General features: G+C 62.2%; 16 protein-coding genes. 7 read left to right on the forward strand and 9 right to left on the reverse strand.

The genetic code is table 11. From position 1 onward, the window contains the following. Positions 1-3 precede the first annotated feature (3 nt). Positions 4-2,361 (forward strand): hypothetical protein, encoded by a 2,358-nt coding sequence (locus tag F3H95_RS04775; RefSeq protein ID WP_149745121.1) that lies wholly within the window; start codon positions 4-6, stop codon positions 2,359-2,361. A gap of 42 nt (positions 2,362-2,403) precedes the next feature. Here the strand turns inward: F3H95_RS04775 and F3H95_RS04780 are convergent, their stop codons facing one another. Further along, positions 2,404-3,636 carry a hypothetical protein gene (locus tag F3H95_RS04780; protein ID WP_149745122.1) on the reverse strand — a complete coding sequence of 411 codons (1,233 nt, stop codon included), beginning with the start codon at positions 3,634-3,636 and terminating at the stop codon, positions 2,404-2,406. Between the two features lie 316 nt (positions 3,637-3,952). Then, the gene (locus tag F3H95_RS04785; protein ID WP_149745123.1) at positions 3,953-5,065 is read right to left on the reverse strand and encodes a hypothetical protein; all 1,113 of its coding nucleotides are present in this window, start codon (positions 5,063-5,065) and stop codon (positions 3,953-3,955) included. A gap of 357 nt (positions 5,066-5,422) precedes the next feature. Between F3H95_RS04785 and F3H95_RS04790 the strand changes: the two genes are divergently transcribed. Beyond that, complete coding sequence (locus F3H95_RS04790) at positions 5,423-6,340, forward strand: glycosyltransferase family 2 protein (RefSeq protein WP_244617887.1); 918 nt, start codon at positions 5,423-5,425, stop codon at positions 6,338-6,340. Positions 6,341-6,441: 101 nt separating this feature from the next. Here the strand turns inward: F3H95_RS04790 and F3H95_RS04795 are convergent, their stop codons facing one another. Then, entirely contained in the window at positions 6,442-9,273 is a 2,832-nt protein-coding gene (locus F3H95_RS04795) for a glycosyltransferase (protein WP_149745124.1), read from the reverse strand. 377 nt (positions 9,274-9,650) lie between these two features. Between F3H95_RS04795 and F3H95_RS04800 the strand changes: the two genes are divergently transcribed. After that, positions 9,651-10,184, forward strand: coding sequence for a DUF992 domain-containing protein (locus F3H95_RS04800; RefSeq protein WP_143127041.1), 534 nt, complete (start codon positions 9,651-9,653; stop codon positions 10,182-10,184). Between the two features lie 94 nt (positions 10,185-10,278). Here F3H95_RS04800 and F3H95_RS04805 read toward each other — a convergent pair whose 3' ends face one another. Then, positions 10,279-11,172, reverse strand: a complete 894-nt coding sequence (locus F3H95_RS04805) for a methylenetetrahydrofolate reductase (RefSeq protein WP_149745125.1) — start codon at positions 11,170-11,172, stop codon at positions 10,279-10,281. A gap of 484 nt (positions 11,173-11,656) precedes the next feature. Here F3H95_RS04805 and purU point away from each other — a divergent pair, with 484 nt between their 5' ends. From purU to F3H95_RS04820, 3 genes are all read left to right on the forward strand, one after another. Next, positions 11,657-12,505, forward strand: a complete 849-nt coding sequence (purU, locus tag F3H95_RS04810; protein ID WP_143127043.1) for a formyltetrahydrofolate deformylase — start codon at positions 11,657-11,659, stop codon at positions 12,503-12,505. Between the two features lie 147 nt (positions 12,506-12,652). Further along, positions 12,653-13,387: a GntR family transcriptional regulator gene (locus tag F3H95_RS04815; RefSeq protein WP_149745126.1), complete on the forward strand. Its 735-nt coding sequence runs from the start codon at positions 12,653-12,655 to the stop codon at positions 13,385-13,387. 151 nt (positions 13,388-13,538) lie between these two features. Continuing rightward, positions 13,539-14,951, forward strand: coding sequence for an aminomethyltransferase family protein (locus F3H95_RS04820; protein WP_149745127.1), 1,413 nt, complete (start codon positions 13,539-13,541; stop codon positions 14,949-14,951). Between the two features lie 176 nt (positions 14,952-15,127). Here F3H95_RS04820 and F3H95_RS04825 read toward each other — a convergent pair whose 3' ends face one another. Genes F3H95_RS04825 through F3H95_RS04845 form a run of 5 tightly spaced genes read right to left on the reverse strand, consistent with a single transcriptional unit; the run spans position 15,128 to position 19,652 of the window. Beyond that, positions 15,128-15,826: an ABC transporter ATP-binding protein gene (locus tag F3H95_RS04825; protein ID WP_149745128.1), complete on the reverse strand. Its 699-nt coding sequence runs from the start codon at positions 15,824-15,826 to the stop codon at positions 15,128-15,130. After that, positions 15,823-16,569: an ABC transporter ATP-binding protein gene (locus F3H95_RS04830; protein ID WP_149745129.1), complete on the reverse strand. Its 747-nt coding sequence runs from the start codon at positions 16,567-16,569 to the stop codon at positions 15,823-15,825. The genes F3H95_RS04825 and F3H95_RS04830 overlap by 4 nt, the downstream gene beginning before the upstream one ends. Next, a complete protein-coding gene (locus F3H95_RS04835; protein WP_244617926.1) occupies positions 16,566-17,534 on the reverse strand; it encodes a branched-chain amino acid ABC transporter permease in 969 nt (322 codons plus the stop codon). The genes F3H95_RS04830 and F3H95_RS04835 overlap by 4 nt, the downstream gene beginning before the upstream one ends. A gap of 59 nt (positions 17,535-17,593) precedes the next feature. Then, complete coding sequence (locus tag F3H95_RS04840; protein ID WP_143127049.1) at positions 17,594-18,454, reverse strand: branched-chain amino acid ABC transporter permease; 861 nt, start codon at positions 18,452-18,454, stop codon at positions 17,594-17,596. 49 nt (positions 18,455-18,503) lie between these two features. Then, the gene (locus F3H95_RS04845; RefSeq protein ID WP_244617927.1) at positions 18,504-19,652 is read right to left on the reverse strand and encodes an ABC transporter substrate-binding protein; all 1,149 of its coding nucleotides are present in this window, start codon (positions 19,650-19,652) and stop codon (positions 18,504-18,506) included. 366 nt (positions 19,653-20,018) lie between these two features. Between F3H95_RS04845 and F3H95_RS04850 the strand changes: the two genes are divergently transcribed. Continuing rightward, positions 20,019-20,414 (forward strand): diacylglycerol kinase, encoded by a 396-nt coding sequence (locus tag F3H95_RS04850; RefSeq protein WP_149745131.1) that lies wholly within the window; start codon positions 20,019-20,021, stop codon positions 20,412-20,414. Positions 20,415-20,425: the final 11 nt, after the last annotated feature.

Raw genomic sequence — 20,425 nt, forward strand, 5'->3', positions numbered from 1 at the left:
CAGATGCATGGCATGGGAGTGAAAGCGCCTTGGATCGGCTGGAGTGCAGCTGCATGCTTCGCCCTGTTTCTCGTCTTCTACCAGAAGATGGACCCGCTTGATTTTCATCCCCTTGCCCGTGGGCTTGATCCTTCCTGGCAGGCGGCTCTGGCCTATGGTCTCGAGCGCGGGCTTTTGTTCGGCACGGATCTCGTATTCACCGGCGGGCCGCTTTCTTCCCTCTATACCCGCCAGTTCAGTGTGGTTTCGGCCTATCCCCTGGCCATTGTTTCCCTGCTGATCGTGATCGTCATTGCCGCTGCCTGGTCAAGGCTGCTGGCGGATCGCGGGCATGCCTTGAATGTCGTGATGGTCTGTCTTGTCCTGTCACTGACCGTTATGGACAACAACAATATCCTGTTTCTGGTGCCGCTTCTGACGGGTCTGGTCGGGCTCGGCGATCCCTGCCGCAGCCGGACCATCCTGACCTGGTGCGGTGTCTTTCTCTCCGGTCTGATCATCCTGGCAAAATTCTCGACCTTGCCGGTTGCGGTGTTCGCGACGCTGGTCCTTGATGTAAGGGCTGTCGCATGTAGACGCCGCCCCCTGCATATGATCGTGCTCGCGCTTGGCCTCGTCGGCGGCTTTGCGGCAAGCGGTCAGCCTCTCAGCCAGCTTGCTGCCTTCCTGGCCGCCAGTTTCGAGGTTTCCGGCGGCTACTCCAGCGCAATGAGCCGCACGGTGGCGCGCAGCCTCGGCGAGCGCCTGGCCTGGTTGGGCATTGCGAGCCTGTTTGCCGGGATCCTTTTCCATGCGGTCTGGAGCAATCGGCGCAAATATGGACTTTGGCTGCCGCTTGCACGCTGGCTTCTGATTTGCGCCTTCCTGTTTGTCTCCTTCAAGGCCGGTATGGTTCGCCTTCACAGCATCGCAACCTGGGCCGCGCTCGTGATCGCGGTCCTGTCCAGCCTTGACGCGGGCCTCGGCCTGTCCCGGGCAACCGTTCGGCGGCTGATGGTGCTTGCCGCCATTCTGGTGCTTCCGGGACATGCATTGGTCTACGATGCCTACCGGATCGTGCCCTTTTCCGGCATTCTCAACATGCCATCCGCGATCGTGAGCGAGGTGAAAACGGCGACCGAGTTGATCATGCGGCCTTCGGTCTGGCTTGCAAACCTTGAGGCGCGCAACAAGGCTGCACTGGCTGCGATCAAGGCGCAAACCCCGCTTCCGCCTCTCGACGGCACCGTCGATATCATCCCGTCGGCACAATCGGCTGTGATCGCGAACGGGCTTGCCTACAGGCCTCGTCCGACCATCCAGGAATACTCCACCTATTCCCCCCGCTTGATTGCCCGCAACCGTGCCTTCTTTGCCGGCGAGAGCGCACCTGATTATCTCATCATACAGCCGGGCTCGATTGACGGGCGGCATCCCGCATCGGCGGAAGGGGCGCTGTGGCCGCTGTTTTTCTCGCGCTATGAAGCGGTTAAGTCCTCGCCGCTGGGCCTCATCCTGAAACGGAGGGCAACCCCGATTGCGGATGTGCTGGCGCCGGCCATCGAGAAGACCGCAAGCTTCGGGGATGAGGTTGCCTTTCCGGCGCCGGATGGTGCCTGGATGGTGTCCATCGACATCCGTCCCACCCTTTTGGGTCGTCTGGTCGATCTGGTCTACCGTCCGCCAATGACGGAGATTGCCGTTCGCTACAGCGACGGTTCTTCGGGCACCTATCGCCTCATCCCCGGCATGGCGGCGGACGGCATGCTGTTGTCGCCCCATGTCGCGAGCGCCAGTGATTACCTCATCGTCTCCACGGGCAATGCGGATGCTGCCAATCTGAAGCATGCAACCTCGTTTACGGTCAGAACCGGGATAAAGGCCGGCCTGTTCTATGATCGGGCCCTGGCCATCCGGTTCACGGCTGTGAATGCGGCCCCCCTTCGGGCGGCGAACCAGAATCAGTTCGTCCGGGACATGCAGGCCAAGGCAGGGCGGGTCATTCCCCTCCTGAGAAATAACGACATGCGACCGCCGACCCTTGAGCCTGCGGCGGAAGGCGTCTTTGCGCATGCGCCGGCGAGCCTGCGACTGCCGGTTCAGCCCGGCTCCACGCTCCGTCTGTTCTTCGGCCTGCGCGATGGATCGTGGAGCGGCGGAGGCAATACGGACGGCGTCTGCTTCATCGTCCGGTCGCCATCGGCAGGCCTTGCCGAACGGTGCCTCGATCCCGTGCGCAATCAAGGGGACCGGGGCGAGCAGACGATGGATGTCGATGTTCCCGCCGATGTTACGGAGCTTCGGCTGGACACGGCCTGCCGCGCCGCCTGCACCTGGGACTGGAGCTACTGGGGCGGCGTCGAGGGCATCGCCGCGAAATGAAGGAGGATGCCGCCTGAATGGCGGCTTCCCCTTTTGCGGACTCTATTTTCGGAAGATGCTGTACCTGTGATCGCGCATGAACTGCACCATGTCCCTGAGAATATCGGGGAACGGATAGATCTTCTTGTAGACTTCCGCATCGAACCCGCCATCCCGCATCATTTTCGTTGCAACATCGATTTGCCCTGTGATGTGCGCCATATCTTCGATCGCGCGCTGACTGTACGATGTGAAGAACAGGATACAGGCAATGAAGCCGGCCCCGATCCATCCAAGCGGCTTGGCATTCCGGAGGTAGCCAAGCCTGAGGAGGAGGGCGGTCACGGCGAGTGCCAGGGCAATTGCGGGGGTGGAGTATCTGGAGGTCAGCGCCCATTCCGGATTGCCGGCGGTCCCCCGGTTTATTGCCATGGCGGCGATCGATCCGCCCTCGTACAATGCAATGGCGAGAAGGACGAGCAGGGAGCGATCGACAATCGGCGCCTGCCGGAGGCTGACCAGACAGATGATGGCAGCGAGAGCGGTCACGGCAATCCCTGTTCCGATGCTGAGCACGACGCCACCGCGCTGTGCCCAGTTTCCGGCGGCCGCAAAATAGTAGACCAGATTGTCGTAGGTGAAGCCGTGCTTCGGTCCGACAGGAAAGTCGTGCGCGGTCGGAAAGCTGTAATAAAGCAGCGAAAGAAGGAATGCGCCCAACAGGAGCAAGATAGTGGTCCTGTCGCGGGCAAACAGCAGGGCGGCGAGGAAACCGGCGAGGGGGGCAAGAATGCCCGATGCCATCGTTTCTGCCGCCATGACGGCGAGAAGGGCAACGGCCGGTGTCTTGATGCGTAGAGATAGCGGCGAGAACGCGATCATGAAGAGCAGAATGGGCACGATCTGGGCATAACCAAACTGAACCTGGGTCGGCCAGGCCAGGTTCCCCAACGAGACGATTCCTACCATGCTGGCGGCTCCCAGCAGGGACAAGCCCGCTGCGGCCAGCGTTGACCGGCCCTTGGCCCCGGTTGCCATGATCAGTCCTCCGCTGACGAACAGCAGCAGAAACGTCGTGGTAAGAAGCACCCGATTGGATCCCCGCGTCCAGTAGAGATCTGCGAGCATCGTAAGCTTGGTCAGCCCCAGGCGATGCTCATTATGCGTCATGTGGAAGAAGGTCCAGAAGTTCCAGTCGCCTTCTCGCCAGTGGCGGAAGGAGTCAAAATATCCAAAATGGTCCCAATAGGGCAGATCCCGCGCATAGAGAGTAATCTGCTCAAGTGATGCCCGCATTGTGTAGCCCGCTGCGAGCACACAGGGTGCGAAACCGAAAAGCAGGGGCAGGCTGGCGCCCCGCCGGGAGGAGACCTCTAAGTGCATCACATTCCGCCCTCGCATCATCGTTGCAACAGTTCATGGTTGCAGTTGCAATACGCTGTCAAACCGAGATGATGCAGGTTGTAAGTCTGCCCTTGCGGTGACTTTTCTCGGGCGCGGCACAGGCGGGAGAAAAGCTCTGTTCCTCCCTTCGTCCTCGGTTGTAAGAGCCGCCAGCCGGTTGCCTGCCGAACGCTGTGGGGCCGGGATAGCCCGAAAGGCAGCAGAGTGCCTATTCTGCAAAGATTGATCGCTTCTGCGCACGGAAATCCATGATACGTGGCCAGATTCCTTGTGGTGACGGATATAGCAACTTGTAGCTTGCAGGGTCGTCGGGGGCCGCCTTGATGGCGGCAATGGCCTGCTTTTCGATATTGCCTCGCATCTCGGCGAACTGCCACCAAACAGTGGCGTTTGTGGCGATTGCAATGCAGATGGCCGTCGATAGCCCCTGGCTCGGGAACGCCGTGCGAAGTCCCCCAAGGCCGATCAGTAGAACTGGCGCCACGCCGAGGACAGTGAATACGGCGTACCGGTATGCCGGACCATCGTACTGGTCGGCACGGCCGATCGCCGCCATGAGGCAGGACCCAAGGCCGAACAACGATATGGCGACAAGCGCAAGCAATTGTGGCGAACGTCGTTTATATGCATGCCACGCTGTGGCGAGAACACCTGCGTGAACCAAGGCTGCCAAAATCATTGTCACCGTGGACACGTCGTTGAACTTCAAATGTCGAGTCACTGGAACGAATAGCTCCAGAAACGGTCTGCCAACAATGTCCAGATAGACCGCAATCACCATAGCGAGAGAAACGTCGTGTGACTTGGTGCCGAAACCTGCTTGGTAGTGCAACCAGGCTGCCGCGCCGCAGACGATCACGAAAGACAAGGCACGTGCATAGCTGCGCAGCATGAGGAGCACGGCGCCGACCAGAAGCGGAACCAGAAATCCGTTGAGCGACCAAAGCGGTGCGCTGCCACCCAAGATCAACGCTGCCCAGTAGGCCCATCGCTGAGGCACAGTCACAAGATACATGGTCGCAATTGCGACAAAACACAGCCCTACAAAGCCGACTTGGAAGGACCAACTCAGATTTTCAAGGTGACGGCCCCAGAACATCAGGCAAACCACCAATGGTATTCCAAGAAGCCGGGGTTTAGGCGCCAGGCTCACGAGAAGCGCGCACGATCCAATCTGGAACAGCCAAACCAAGACGATGCTGATCAATCCGGTGCCATTGGCCACAACCGTGTCCAGCCCGTAAATCAGTTTGGGCAAGGTGATCATGTGTTCGTTGTGAAGCTTGAATAGACTTCCCCAACTGCGATCGAGGGTTGCCACCTCCCATGCATCCCAGAAAGGCATAGGCCCCCAAGCAATACATGCCATCCAAAGGGTGGAGAAAAACACAATGACGCCCGCCAAGAGAGCAATTGTGCCAAGGCACCGTTCCAGCATACCACCCTCAAACTGATGATTATTTGACGGGAATTAGCTGCTTCTCCATAGGAAGACAACCATATGTCTTCGAATCTAAGTCACTAGGTCCACCCCGCTGGAGACGAGATTTTCGGGAGGCATCCTATCGCGCTTGACTTTCCGGCCCCGCACTTCAATTAGGCGGGAGCCTTCTCCGTAAGCCATTCTGGTGACCGCGTTTGTGGATATCGTCGCCTTGCGAAAACAATGTCATCCTGCATGAAGCCAGACGAGCGGCCTGAAGGCCAGCCGCGGACCAGCGGCGTGATCGTGACCTACCGGCCGGCGCCGCACGACCTCCTGCGCCTCGTGCAGGCCGTTCGTCCGCAGGTCGACCTGCTGTTCATCATCGATAATGGTGATGGTCGTTTGATACCCACGGAGGTGCTGCAGTCGGATGTGTCGCTCATCTGTCTCGGTGACAACAAGGGCATCGGGGCTGCCCAGAACATCGGCGTGTCGGAGGCCTTGCGGCAGGGCAGCGCCTTCGTGCTGCTGCTGGATCAGGACAGCATTCCCGCCGGCGACATGGTCGCCCGTCTGATCGAGGCGCATGAGAGGCTGGTCTCCCGGGGAACAAGGGTCGCAGCCGTCGGGCCAAGCTATATCGATCCACGCCAGGGTGACGTGGCCCCTTTTGTCTATCGCGATGGTTTCCAGTTGAAGCGTCGTCAAAGCAAGACCGCTGAAGCGGTGGCGGAAACCGATTTTCTGATTGCGTCCGGTTGCCTTGTCTCTCGGGAGGCCTTGTCGGCCGTCGGCCTGATGGAGGAGGCGCTCTTCATCGATTATGTCGATATCGAGTGGGGCCTGCGCGCCCGAGATCAGGGATTTCTCAGTTTCGGTGTTCATGCGGCGGTGATGACGCATTCGCTGGGCGATGAATGGCTCGCCTTCTGCGGACGACGGGTGCCGGTTCACAGCCCCCTGCGGCATTACTACCAGTTCCGCAACGCCATCTGGCTGGCCAGACGGCCCTGGATCAACTGGCCCTGGCGGTTGATTCTTCTGCAGCGGCTGGTGCTGCAGTTTCTCTTCTTCAGCCTTTTCGGGCAAGGGCGTCTGCAGCATGTCCGAAAGATGGGCCTTGGCTTCTGGCACGGCATGACGGGACGCAGCGGCAAACTGCCGGAGTGATGCGAAGCCAGCCTTCGCCATGCCGCCAGTGAAGCTGCAACCCTGTGGGCCGTCCTGCATCTTAGGACGTGCCGTGCGATGGTGCGCCGCGAACTGTGCGGTCAGGAGGCCAGTGTCGGGTCGCCTTCGTTGCGGGGCGGCCATGCCAGCGAAAAGTCTTCGTGCTCCAGCGTCAGGTTCGGATTGTAGGCGGGATCACGATTCAGAATATGCTTCCAGCGGCCAAGCATATACTCGGCTTCACCCTGGAACCGGCGCATCTTTTCCGGTGTGTCCTCATGGCCGCGGGTGGCGGATTCGTGGTGATAAAGCTCCGCATAGGGCGTCCAGACGTTGCGGTATCCGGCCTCGCGCACGCGGATACAGAAGTCGACGTCATTGAAGGCGACTTTCAGCCTCTCTTCATCGAGACCGCCAACCTCTTCGTATATGCTCTTGCGCACGAGCAGGCAGGCGGCTGTTACCGCGGTCAGGCTCTGGATGAGATCGCCGCGCGAGAAATAGCTGGGGCCCCCCTTGGGGAGGTACTTGTGCGAGTGTCCCGCGACCCCTCCGATCCCGAGAATGACGCCGCCATGCTGCAGCCGGTTGTCCGGATACCACAGCCTCGCGCCGACGACGCCGACGCCCTTCTGAATGGCGATCCCCATCATTTCCGAGAGCCAGTCCTCTGAAATGACTTCGATATCATTGTTCATCAGGACGATGAAAGCACCGCTTGCGGTACGGACAGCACTGTTGTTCAGCTGGGAATAGTTGAATGGCCTTTCGTCACGCACGACCTTGACGTTTGCCTGCGCCTGCACCTGCGCAAAATACGCCATGGTACGTGGATCGTCGGAATTGTTGTCGACGATCAGGATCTCGTAATTGGCATAGGACGTCTTTGTCCGGATGGAATCGATGCACTGCCGCAGCAGGTCGACGCCATTGCGGGTGGGGATCACGATGGTGACGAGGGGAAGGACATCCGGAAGGCTGTATCTGACCCGGTACATGCTGGTTGGAAGGATCTCGACCGTTCCCGGCACGGAAAGTCGCTTCAGGTGATCCTGGATCGCCCTTTGACCGGCTCTCACGGCATAGGACTTGTTGCTGGCGCTTTGCGCCGTGCTGCCGGAATGGCTGCGCCAGTGATAGAGAACGCGCGGGATGTGGGCAATCTCGCCGGGCGTCAGTCCCTCGGAAAAGCGCAGAACCAGATCGTGGTCCTGGGAGCCCTCCAGGCCCTTCCGGAAACCGCCGATCTCCCGGATGCGGTCGCGCCTGTAGACGCCCAGATGGCAGACATAGTTGCATGACCGCAGGAGATCCGGATTCCAGTCGGGTTTGAAATAAGGATCGTAGCGCTTCACGCCGTCGAACTTGTCCTCGTCGGAATAGATCAGCTTGACGTCTTCTCGCCCCAGAATCTCCCGCGCCACGTAAAACAGAGCATCCTGCGTCAGAAGATCGTCCTGATCGAGCAAGGCAATCCATTCGCCGGTTGCCATGTCGATTGCGGTATTCGATGCTTCGGAAATATGGCCGTTCACACGCCGGAACGTCACCTTGATGCGGTCATCCGTTGCGCGCAGCTGTTTCAGGTATTTCCGAACCTCCCTGTCCGTTGACTTGTCGTCGGCTATGCACAGCTCCCAATGGGGGTAGAGCTGGGCCTTTACGGACTCAACGGCCTGCTGCAGAAGTTCGAGGGGAGGATTGTAAACCGGCATGACGATCGAAATGAGCGGGCGATTGTGCCATCCGGCAATCTCCTGCCGGATCGCCTGCCTGCCGTCATCATCAAGCGAGGCGTATTTGGCGAGCCACTCCAGGTAGACCTGTCCGTCACCGGAGTCGATCGGCATCGAGACGGCCGCGATCTCCTGGGCGCGGCGCCATGTCGAGAAGATGCCCTGCGGGCCTTCCCGTCTGAGCTTGGCAATCAGTCTGGATGCCGCGCGGCCGAGGCCGCCATGGCGGCGGATGAGGCTTGTGGCGACTTTCGCCACGTGTCTGGCGCGCCTGAGCTGATGTCCCGCCCAGCGGTAGCCCTTCGTCAGCCTCCAGCTGGAGGATGACCGCATTTGTTCGATCAACGCGTCAAGCTGGCTGGCGCGCGCGCATGCCTCGTCACGTTCGATCTGGAGAGCGGCAAGGCGCGTGTCCTTGAGCTCGCTTGCTCTGGCGACGCGGTCACGGTCTTCCGTGAGAAGATGGCATTGCTCTTCCAGTTCCTTGAGATTCTGCGGGCCGAAGGTCAACTGATACTCGATCGAGTTGATCAGGCCGAGACGGGCGTAAAGCGAGCGGGTGAGCGCTGCGTCTTCCGGGCCTGCGGCACACAGAGCCATGATCGGTGCCGGTGCGTTCTTGCCAACCACCAGAACACCAAGTCCGTTGCCGTGGTGGAATTCGAAACTCGGATAATCCTTTGCGATGTCGGCCCAGAGCTTCCAGACGCCAAAATCCTGCGTCTGGACCTGGGTGTCATGAAACAGAATGACGCCTCGATTGGAAAGCGTGCCCCGCCAGGTTTCGAAATCCTCAAGAACGTCTTCGTAGCGATGGCGGCCATCGATATGCAGAAGGTCTATCGTGCCATCGGCAAATTGAGAGCGGGCCTCCTGGAAGGTGGATCGAATCAGGAATCCTGTCTGCGGATAGTCCCGCTGAACCTCAGCCTCCAGGGTGTCGAAGATCTCGTCACCGTAAAAACCCGCATGGGCATCACCCCGCCATGTATCCACAGCGTAAATGTGTGATGTCAGATTGTTTTGTTTGGCTGCCTGGCACAGAGAGAGAAATGAAAAGCCGTGATGCGTGCCGAGTTCTACCACATTTTCGGGTTGAAGCTGCTGCATCAACCAGAAGGCAAAAGGCCCATGTTCAAGCCACGCAGAAAGCCGCAGGTGTTGTGAGGATTTGAGCGTGTTTTGTGTCAGAAACATCTGCCATTTCCAATACTTGGTAATATCAGGGGCTTCTTACCATATCTCGGGGATTTCGCCATCCTCGATTGCGGGTAGATGGGCGCGATCCACCTTTTTCCTCAGAGGTATTCGCGTTTAAGCTGCGGTGGCGGGTGGCTGGACCTTCGTCCCGCTGAGAGGGATGACGGATGCCGTGGTCTTCTGTCGCCACAACGTGCGGGTGGCGATCGTCCAGCCGGCCCTCGGACATGGCGTCCGGTCAAATTGCCGCAGTCTTCAGGGATGCTTTTTGCATGGGCTGCGGATCATTCTTTTGCCACAGGCGTTGTCGAGAACGAAGCGCTGGACTGGTTTCGCCCAGCGGCCAACAGATAAGAAAACAATGGAGCACAGGGATGAAAAAGCGAGTTGCAGTCGCGCTGGTGGCAATCATGGCGCTGGAAGGTGCAGGCGCGGCCATGGCGGCGGATGCCGTTCGGCGCGAGCGTGCGGCACCGGTGCCGGCCTATGATGATGCGCGCGGCGGCGTGCGCATCGGCTATCTGGATTGTACCATCGAGGGCGGCGTCGGCTATGTCCTGGGTTCGGCAAAGGGCGCAAGCTGCGTCTTCACCTCGACGATCGGCAGCGAGCCTCTCGACCAGTACAGCGGCGTGGTGCGCAAGATGGGTGTCGATCTCGGCTTTACCACCCGCAGCCGGTTGATCTGGGCGGTCTTCGCGCCGACCGCCGGCTATCATCACGGATCGCTGGCCGGCCTTTATCAGGGCATCACCGCCGAGGCGACGGTTGGCGCCGGGGTGGGGGCAAACGTTCTGATCGGAGGCACCTCCGGTTCGATCCACCTCCAGACGGTGAGCGTCACCGGCCAGATTGGTCTGAATGTCGCAGCGACCGGCACGTCGCTGACGCTGACGCCGGCGAGCTGATCGTCGGTCGCAGCCTTTGGTGGAACGTTGAATTCAGGCACGCGCGTCGGTCATTGTTGGCCGGCGCGTTGTGTTGGATGACGAAGAAGAGGGGTCAGGCCCGGGCCTTCTGGCGCCTGCACCAGTCGACGGCGGCCTCGATGCCGCCGAGCGGGAAGAGATGTGCCTGCCGGATCAGGCTTTCCGGATGGCTGGCGCGATGGCGTTCCAGCTGCGCCAGTAGATCGGTCGGCTCATAAGGCACCAGCAGGCGCGTCACATCGAGCGCGCGCTTCTGCAAAACCTTCAACGACGGCCCGACACCGCAGGATATCGCATATTTGATCAGTGTCTGCAGCTTGGCCGGGCCGGCAAGGCCCACATGCACGGGCAGCGTGATGCCCAGGGCTGCGATGCGCTCTGCCCAGCGGATCACGCTCTCGGCATCGAAGGCGAACTGGGTGGTGATGGCGATGCGGGCATCGGTGCGGTCGGCATAGGCCTGCTTGGTCATCAGTGCGGCATCGACGCCCGTGCTGGAACCGTCGCCGTCTATGTCGCGATTGCCCTCCGGATGGCCTGCCACGTGCAGATCGGTAAAGCCCATCCGGTCGAACAGGCCGGTTTCGATCAGGTCTATCGAACTCGTCAGGCTGCCGCGCGGCGCGCTGTTGCCGCCCGCCAGCAACAGGGCCTGGCGTATATCGGCTTCCTGCCGGTAGCGCGTCAGCAGGTCTTCGAGCGCGGCCTTGCCGTCGATGGAGCGCGCGGGAATGTGCGGCATGACGGGAAATCCATCGCGTGTCAGACGTCGGGCCGTCGCCACCATGTCGTCCAGCGGTGTGCCGTCGATGTGCGCGATATAGACGCGCGTACCGGGCGGCAGCAGCGTTTTGAAATCCGGAATTTTCGCCGCCGTGCGCGGCATGACCTCAATGGACCACCGATCCAGCAGGCTGGAGCCGGCTGAAGCCTCCCGATGCGGATTGCTGCGCATGTCCATGCTCATCCTCCATCTCTCCCGTGGATGATGTATACATAAAATTTGTCCATCGCCAAGCAGATTTCATGAATTCTGCACGATATGGCGTGTTCTGGTCGATTTTTACCGCAAGCGAACCGACCCTTGCGCCGTCGGCGGCTTGTCCATGTATTCACGGCTTGCGAAATTGCGCCCCCTCTGGCAGTCTCCGCCCTGTCTGTCCCAGAGGGTGCGGTGGTGGAGGAGGCTGGCCGGCCTGTGCGGCACGCAGACAGGGCGCCGGCGCCCGCAGGGGTGCGGTCGGACGAATGTGTCGAGGGGCCGGTCGAGATCATGCGGAAGCCATAGCGGCTTTCGTCGCGCGGCCCGCGTCTGCTGGCCCGCGTTTCTGGCCTGCTGGCGACATCTGCGACATGCGCGGCATCGGTGCCCCGGGCGTGGCGACCGACAGGGTTCAACAGGTTTTGCGGAGGAGGGGCCGGAACGACCATGCCGGCCCGAAGGGAGGAGCATGTCCGAATTCATCATGACACTTCGCTGCGGCAATCGCAGCGGTATTGTGGCCGCCGTCGCCGGCCGTCTGGCGGCGCAGGGTGGTGATATCACCGAGGCGCATCAGTTCGATGATCCCGAAACCGGCATGTTCTTCATGCGTGTCGCCTTCCGGGCTGAGACTGATGCTGCGACGCTTCGCGCGGGCCTGGACGAGGAGGTGCGCCGTTTCGGCCTTGATCTGACGCTGAGGGTGGCTGGCGCGCGCCGCAAGGTGCTGCTGCTGGTCTCGCGCTTCGATCACTGCCTGGGCGATCTATTGTACCGCACGCGGATCGGCGAGCTTCCCATGGAGCCGGTGGCGATCATCGGTAACCACCCGCGCGAGGCCCTCAATCTCACGCTGATGGGCGCTATCCCCTATCATCATCTTCCGGTGACGGCGGCCAGCAAGCGCGAGCAGGAGGCGGCGATCCAGCGGGTGATCGAGGAGAGCGGTGCGGAACTGGTGGTGCTGGCCCGCTACATGCAGATCCTGTCGGATGAGTTTTCCGCCTGGCTCTCCGGACGCTGCATCAACATCCATCACAGTTTTCTGCCCGGCTTCAAGGGCGCCAAGCCCTACCATCAGGCGCACCGGCGCGGCGTGAAGATGATTGGCGCCACCGCGCATTACGTGACCGGCGATCTCGATGAGGGGCCGATCATCTGCCAGGATGTCGAGCCCGTCAGCCATGCCGATACGCCGGACGATCTGGTCCGCAAGGGCCGCGACATCGAGCGTCGCGTGCTGGCGCGGGCTGTCGCCTGGCACCTGGAGGACCGGGTGCTGCTCAACAAGGACAAGACGGTCGTCTTCGCCAGGTAGGCGTGGCGGCGGCTGTATACAACTTTCCCGTCCCGCTGCCGGCATGCGCAGGGCTCCGCATTGATTGTTCTTGTCTTTGAGGACATGCTGTGGATACAGCAAGGCATGGCCGGCGGTGGGTGTCCGGCCGATATGGGGCAAAGCTTGATGCGTCAGGTGGAAGCGGCCACGCATGGCCGGCGCGCGGTCATCGAATTGCGGGAGCGGATCCTGAGTGGCGAACTGCAGGGCGGCACGCGCCTGTTCGAGGTGCCGCTGGCGGAACTGCTGGAGATTTCCCGCACGCCGGTGCGCGAGGCGCTGTCGCGTCTGGCGGAGGAAGGGCTGCTCGACCGGTTGCCGAATGGCGGCTTTGTGGTTCGCCGCTTCGGCCTTGCCGACGTGGTGGATTCGATCGAGGTGCGCGGCGTGATGGAAGGCATGGCGGCGCGGCTGGCGGCCGAGCGCGGGGTGGCGCCTGACCTGCTTGCCGAGATCAAGCAGACCGTGGCGCGGCTGGACCTCTGCTTCGGCGAACAGCCGGATGATGTGGATTTCGATGCCTATGCCGATCTGAATGCCGAGTTCCACCGGCAGATGGCAGCCCTTGCCGGCAGCGATGTGATCCGCCGCGAGGTGGAGCGTGCCAGTGCCTTGCCCTTTGCCTCACCATCGGCCTTTCTGCCGAACAAGTCGAATATCGCTGCCTTCCGCCGGTCGCTGCGCACCGCGCAGGAGCAGCATCGGGCGATTGTCCGCGCCATCGAAAACCGGGAGGGCAGCCGCGCCGAAGCGATTGCCCGCGAACATGCCCGCACCGCTCGCAACAATCTGGAATACATCCTTCAGGAAGATCCCTCCCTTCTCGAAAAGGTGAAGGTTCTGGCGCTGCTGCAGGACTGACTTTTTCCCCTCGCCCCCAGCAACTTGGAGCCGCCGTCGTGGATGCTCGGCTGCGGGAATGTGCATTTTGCAAATTTTGGGGCTTGAAAATTTCGGCTCGGCGTCGTTCTGTGTATACATAGAATTCATCTTCATGGGAGGAGGCCCAGAAATGGTTTCGAGTTTAAGCAGCGTTTTGGCGGGTTCGAAGAATGCCGTGGAGCTTCTGCGCCATTCACGAACGGGGATGTATGTATACCCGGTCGTGGCGCCGGAGTTCAGCAACTGGCGCACCGAGCAGGCCGCCTGGCGCCATTCCGCCGTGCTGTTCGACCAGTCGCACCACATGGACGAACTGATCGTTGAAGGGCCGGATGCGGAAAAGTTCCTCTCCCATCACGGCATCAATTCCTTCTCGAACTTCGGTCTCAACCGGGCCAAGCACTTTGTTCCGGTGACCCCGAACGGCCATGTGATCGGTGACCACATCATCTTCCGCGAACGGGAAGACAAGTTCATCCTGGTCGGTCGCGCGCCGACCTCCAACTGGCTGATGTTCTGCGCTGCCTATGGCAACTGGAATGTGCGCATCAAGCACGATCCGCGTTCGCCGTCGCGTCCGGAAGGCGAGCGCGTGCTGCGCACCCATTACCGCTATCAGATCCAGGGTCCGGAAGCGCCGAAGATCTTCGAAAAGATGAATGGCGGTCCCATTCCGGAGATCAAGTTCTTCCATGTCGACTGGATCAATGTCGGCTCGAAGAAGGTGCAGGCGCTGCGTCACGGCATGTCCGGCGCGCCGGGCCTCGAAATCTGGGGTCCCTACGAGGACAAGAGCTATATTCTCTCCTGCATTCTCGAAGCTGCGCGCGATGCAGGCGTCGATCTGGTACGGTGCGGCAGCCGCGCCTATTCCACCAACACGCTGGAAAGCGGCTGGATCCCGTCGCCGCTGCCGGGCATCTACACCGGCGACGGCATGCTGGCAGCCTATCGCGATTGGCTGGGTGCCGACAGCTACGAGGCGATGGGCTCGATCGGCGGCAGCTTCGTCTCCGACAATATCGAGGACTATTACGTCAACCCGTTCGAACTCGGCTATGACTTCTACATCGGCTGGAAGAAGGACGATTTCATCGGCAAGGCGGCGCTGGAAAAGATGAAGGGCGCCAACAACCGCAAGAAGGTGACCTTCGAGTGGAATGCCGAGGATGTCGTCGAGGTCATCGCATCGGCCTTCCGGCCGGGCGAGGATCACTACAAGTGGATCGACTTCCCGCAGCCGAACTATGCCTCCACCAGCGCGGACCTCATCCTGCGGGATGGCAAGAAGGTCGGCATGTCGATGTTCAACGGCTATTCCTACAACGAGCGCTGCGTGCTGTCGCTCGGCGTCGTGGATGCCGACGTGCAGGAAGGCGAGGTGCTGACGCTGGTCTGGGGCGAGCCGGACGGCGGTTCGGGCAAGACCTCGGTCGAGCGCCACAAGCAGGCGGAAATCCGCGTGCGCGTTTCGCCGACGCCTTACGCCCGTGAGGCCCGCGAAAACTACGCCGACAGCTGGCGCACCAAGCGCGGCGCCTGATCGGCTTTCTGTCTATGCCTGTCCGGATCGGAAGGATGCGGGCAGGCGAGGGGAGCCCGGCAGCCGTGTCATCAGTGCGCATGGCGCTCCGGTGATAGTTAGATATCCGCATCAGACGGCGCCTTCGCGGGCGCCGTTTTCGTATCGGCAAAAGGGAAGGGGTGATGCTTGCCGCGTCAGACGGCAAGCAGGGCGTCCAGTTCCGCCGGGCGCGACAGCAGGCTGTCGGATGCGGCGTGCAGCGCAGTCATGCCGCGGTTCAGCACGATGGCCTCGTCGGTCAGCGGCAGGATCTTGCGGGCCTTCTGCTCCACGATGATGGCGGACAGGCCCTCGCCGGTGACGATGCGGCGCAGCGCCGCCAGCAACTCGTCGACGATGATCGGCGCAAGGCCTTCCAGCGGCTCATCCAGCAGCAGCAGGCGCGGGTTCAGCATCAGCGCGCGGCCGACGGCCAGCATCTGCTGTTCGCCGCCGGAAAGCTGGTTGCCGAGATTGCGCCGTCGTTCCTGAAGACGCGGGAACATCTGGTAGACGGCCGACAGGTCCCAGCGGCCGGGCCGGGCGGCGGCCGTCAGGTTCTCCTCCACCGTCAGCGAGGCGAAGATATTGCGCTCCTGCGGCACCCAGCCGATGCCACGCGCCGCCCGCTGCTCCGGCCGCAGGCGGGTGATGTCGTCAGTGCCGAGATGAATGAGGCCCGCATGGTGGGTCGTCACCCCGACCAGCGTGTTGAGGAGCGTCGTCTTGCCGGCGCCATTGCGGCCGAGCAGCGCCAGCGAGCGGCCTTCTGCGAGCGACAGGTCGATGCGATGCAGCACCTGCGCGTCGCCATAGCCGGCCACCAGCTGTTCGACGCGGAGCAGTTCACTCATGCGGCATCTCCCAGATAGATCGCCTTGACCTCGGGATCGCCGGAAATCTCCTCCACCGTGCCTTCCGCAAACAGGCGTCCGGCCGCCAGCACCGAGATGCGGTCGGCGAAGGAGAAGACGAGATCCATGTCGTGTTCGATCAGCAGAACCGTCACGTCGGCGGGCAGGGCGCGGACAATGGCAAGCACCTCGTGACGGTCCTCTTCCGGCACGCCGGCCGCCGGCTCGTCCAGCAGCAGCACCTTCGGCTCAAGAGCAATCGCCAGCGCGATTTCCAGCAGGCGTTGCTTGCCATAGGGCAGGTCGCGGGTTGGCAGGCACATCACATCCGCCAGCCGGAAACGCTCCAGCAGCGCTGCCGACTCTTCGCTGACGGCGCGGTCGGCTGCGAGCGGGCGGAACAGCCGGTTGCCATGGCCCAGGCGTTCGCCGACCGCCAGCATCACGGATTCGAGCGGCGTCAGGTCGTTGAACAGCTGGTTGATCTGGAAGGTGCGGGCAATGCCGCGGCGCACCCGTTCGAAGGGCGTGGTGGCGGTAATGTCTTCGCCGGACAGCAGGATGCGCCCGCCGCTCGGTGTCAGTGCACCCGTCAGCAGGTTGATCAGCGTGGTCTTGCCGGCGCCGTTCGGGCCGATCAGCGCATGGCGCGCCCCCGGCCGCACGCTGAGCGACACCTCGTTGGTGACGATCAGCCCGCCGAAGCGCTTGACGAGCATCTGTGTTTCGAGTGCCGGTGTCATCGGCCGTCCTCCGAGAGCGGAACCGGCTTTGCGGCTGGGCGTCCGAGCAGGCGCGACCGGACAAGGGCAATGGCGCGCGCCGGATCCAGCCGGTCGCGGCCGATCACCACCAGCGCCACGAGGATCAGGCCGATCCAGAACATCCAGTATTGCGGTGTGACGACCGACAGCCATGCGCGCAGCAGGGTGAAGATTACCGCACCGATGATGCCGCCATAGAGATAGCCGACGCCGCCCAGCACCAGCACCAGCAGCACGTCGGCCGAGCGGTGGAAGGCCAGCACATCCGGCGAAACGAAGCTGGTGGTCTGCGTCAGCAGCGCGCCGGCCATGCCGGCATAGAGCGCCGAAATGGTGTAGATGACGACGATGCGCCGGTTGGGGGCAATGCCCAGCATGGCGGCGCGGCGGCTGTTGCGCTTGATCGCTTTCAGCGACAGGCCGAAGGGCGAATGCACGATGCGGCGGGCCACCAGCAGCAGGATGAACAGCACCGCGAGACTGTAGAGATAGCCGGTGCGGCCCCAGAGATCGAAGTCGAAGGTGCCGGCGATCGGCCCCAGCAGGATGCCGCTCAACCCGTCCGCACCGCCGGTCAGCCAGGCGGCCTGGTTGGCGCCTTCGGCCAGCAGCATGCTGACGCCGAAAGTGGTCATCAGGCGGGTGAGATCGCTGCCGCGCAGCACGAGGAAGCTGGTGGCAAGCCCGAGCAGCCCCGCCACCACGGCAGAGGCCGCAAGGCCGGCCAGTGGTTCGGCCGAAACATGCAGCGAGAAGAGGCCAGCCGTATAGGCGCCGACGCCGAAGAAGGCGGCGTGACCGAGCGACAGGATGCCGGCATAGCCGACGATCAGGTCCAGCGACAGGGCAAAGAGTGCCAGGATCGCGATCTCGCTCAGCAGCAGTTGCTGCGAGGGAAACAGGAAGGCGGCGGCGAGTGCCAGGCCCCAGAGGCCCGCTTCCAGCGGCGACCAGGCGGCCTTGCGCCGTAAAAAGGCGGCGGCGATCTGCGAATGCGGTGTGCTCACTTGCCGCCCTCCCGGGTGAACAGGCCATGCGGCCGCAGGATCAGGAAGGCGATCATGACGGCATAGATGATGAAGGCCCCGAGCGAGGGCAGGTAATATTTGCCGGCGACATCCGCGACGCCGAGCAGCAGCGCCGCCAGGAAGGGGCCGGTGATCGAGGAGGTTCCGCCGATCGTCACCACAATCATGAAATAGATGAGGTATTTCAGCGGGAAGTTCGGATCGAGGCCCAAGAGTTCCACGCCGAGCGCGCCGCCGAGGCCGGCGAGGCCGGATCCGAGCGCAAAGGTCAGCACGAAGATCCGCGAGACATTGATGCCAAGGCCGCGGGCCACGCGCCCGTCATCCACGGCGGCGCGCAGCTGGCTGCCGATGCGGGTGCGGGTGAGCGTCAGCTGCAGCGCGATGGTCAGCAGCGCGCAGAGGATGATGATGAACAGCCGGTAGCGGCCGATGCCGACGCCGAACAGCGAGAAGCGGCCGGAAAGTTCCGGCGGCAGCGAGATTAGCTGCTGCTGGCCGCCCATGAAATAGTCGATGCCGGCGACGGCCATGAAGACGAGGCCGATCGAGAACAGCACCTGATCGAGATGGGGCGCGGCATAGAGACGCCGGTAGAGCGTCACCTCCAGCGCCGCACCGAGAAGCGCGGCGGCGAGGAAGGCGGCCGGCAGGCACCAGTAGAAGGAGAGGCCGTAGCGGTTCATCATCACGACGGTCACATAACCGCCGGCCATGGCGAATGCGCCATGCGCCAGATTGACGAAGTTCATCAGGCCCAGCGTTACGGCAAGCCCGCACGCCAGAACAAACAGCAGCATGCCATAGGCAATGCCGTCGAACAGGATGGTCAGCATCGGTCCTCCCGGTGCCGGGAAGCCCGGCACCCCTGCCTTGCCTAAACGCTCAGGGCGTGTTCGGATCGCGCACCTTCGGGAAGGTGGCGAATTCCACATTGTAGAGTTCGCCATCCACCTTCTTCACCTCGCGCATGTAGATGTCCTGCACGATGTCGCGTGTCTTCGGATCGATGGTGATCGGCCCGCGCGGGCTGACCCAGGACATGCCCTTCATGGCCTCGACCAGCTTGGTGCCGTCGGTATCGCCATTCGTCTTTTTCAGGCCCGCATAGGCGAGCGCCATGGCGTCATAGCCGCCGACCGCCATGAAGTTCGGCCGCATGTTGTTGCTGGCCTTGCGCACCTGCGCCACGAAGGCCTTGTTTTCCGGGCTGTCGTGGTTGGCGGAATAGAAGTGACCGGTGATGACGCCAAGCGCCGCATCGCCCATGCCGTTCAGCAGGTCATCGTCCGTCACGTCGCCGGTAGCGATCAGCTTGATTCCGGCATCGCGCAGGCCGCGTTCGACGAACTGCTTCATGAAAATGGAGCCGACGCCGGAGGGCACGAAGACGAAGACGGCATCCGGCTTCGTGTCACGCACGCGCTGCAGGAAGGGCGCGAAATCCGGGTTCTGCAGGGGCACGCGCACCGCTTCGACAATCTCGCCGCCCTCCTTCTTGAACTGGTCGGTAAAGCCCTTCTCGATGTCGATGCCCGGGCCGTAATCGCTGACGAGCGTCACGACGCGCTTCAGCCCGTTCTTGGCGGCCCAGGTGGCGACGGGAACGGCCGATTGCGGGCCGGCCATGCTGGTGCGCACGAAATATTCGGATTTCTGGGTGATGACCGAGGTGGTCGCCGAGGTGATGATGGCCGGCACCTTGGCCTGGCCAAGCACCGGTGCCACGGAGAGCGCGAGTGGCGTCAGCCCGAAGCCCATCAGAACGTTGGCACCGTCCTTGACCACCAGTTCCTGCGCCACGCGGCGGGTCTGGTCGGCGGTGCCGGCATCGTCACGCAGCAGGATCTCGATCTTCTTGCCGGCCACCGTATCGCCGTTCAGCGCCATGTAGGCCCGCACGCCAGCCTCCACCTGACGTCCCGTCGAGGCAAAGGGACCGGTCATCGGCAGGATCAGCCCGATTTTCACCGTGTCTGCGGCATGGGCGCTGGATGCAAGCAGGCCGCATAGCGCAGCGCCTGCAATGAACATGCGTCTCGATAACGATGCCATGTATACTCCTCCCTGAGTGATGGCGATGCGGCGAGCCCACTCCCACAGGCCCGTCAACGGCTGATGCTGCTGAATTCCGCGGCGCCCTTACAGTCTCCTCACCGCAGGCGCCGGGGTCAATGTATACAGCAAATGCAGGCAGGACAAGCGGGCGCATGATCAGAAATGCGGAGGCCAGGGCCTTTATCGACCCGACTGACGCAAGGTCCAGTATGGCGGCGTGTGCCGGGAGAGGCCGGCCTTCGGTGCGTGCGGCCACAAGGTCTGCGGCACATGGCAAGGCAGGGCTTTGCAGCCGCGTCGCGCCGGGTTATGTGCTGGCTAAGATCATGGGGCGTGTGCGAGATGTCGGAAACTGTCCATCACCAGAAGCAGCGGGGCCTGGGGCATGTCTTTGCTGCGGCAAGCTACTCGCTCGGCGGCGCGCGCCGACTGTGGGGCGAGACGGCGTTCCGACACGAATTGCTGGTTTATGCCATCCTCAACATTGTGTATCTCGCCATTGGCGCGAGCTTCTTCATCTTCTTTGCCGGCCTGATCCTTTTTCTGGTTCTGGTTGCCATGGAGGCGCTGAACACGGCGGTGGAGGAGATTGTCGACCGCATCTCGCCGGAATTTTCCGTCGTGGCGCGGCACGCGAAGGATCTGGGCTCCTTTGCCGTCTTCTGTCTGCTGCTCGCCAATGGCGCCCTGTTCTTCTATGCGCTCTATCTGGCCTTTCTCGCACCGCTGCCGGTCTGAACTCCGGATCG

Origin of the sequence: Rhizobium sp. RU35A (assembly GCF_900156005.1) — a bacterium.
In the GTDB taxonomy this organism is placed as follows: domain Bacteria; phylum Pseudomonadota; class Alphaproteobacteria; order Rhizobiales; family Rhizobiaceae; genus Neorhizobium; species Neorhizobium straminoryzae.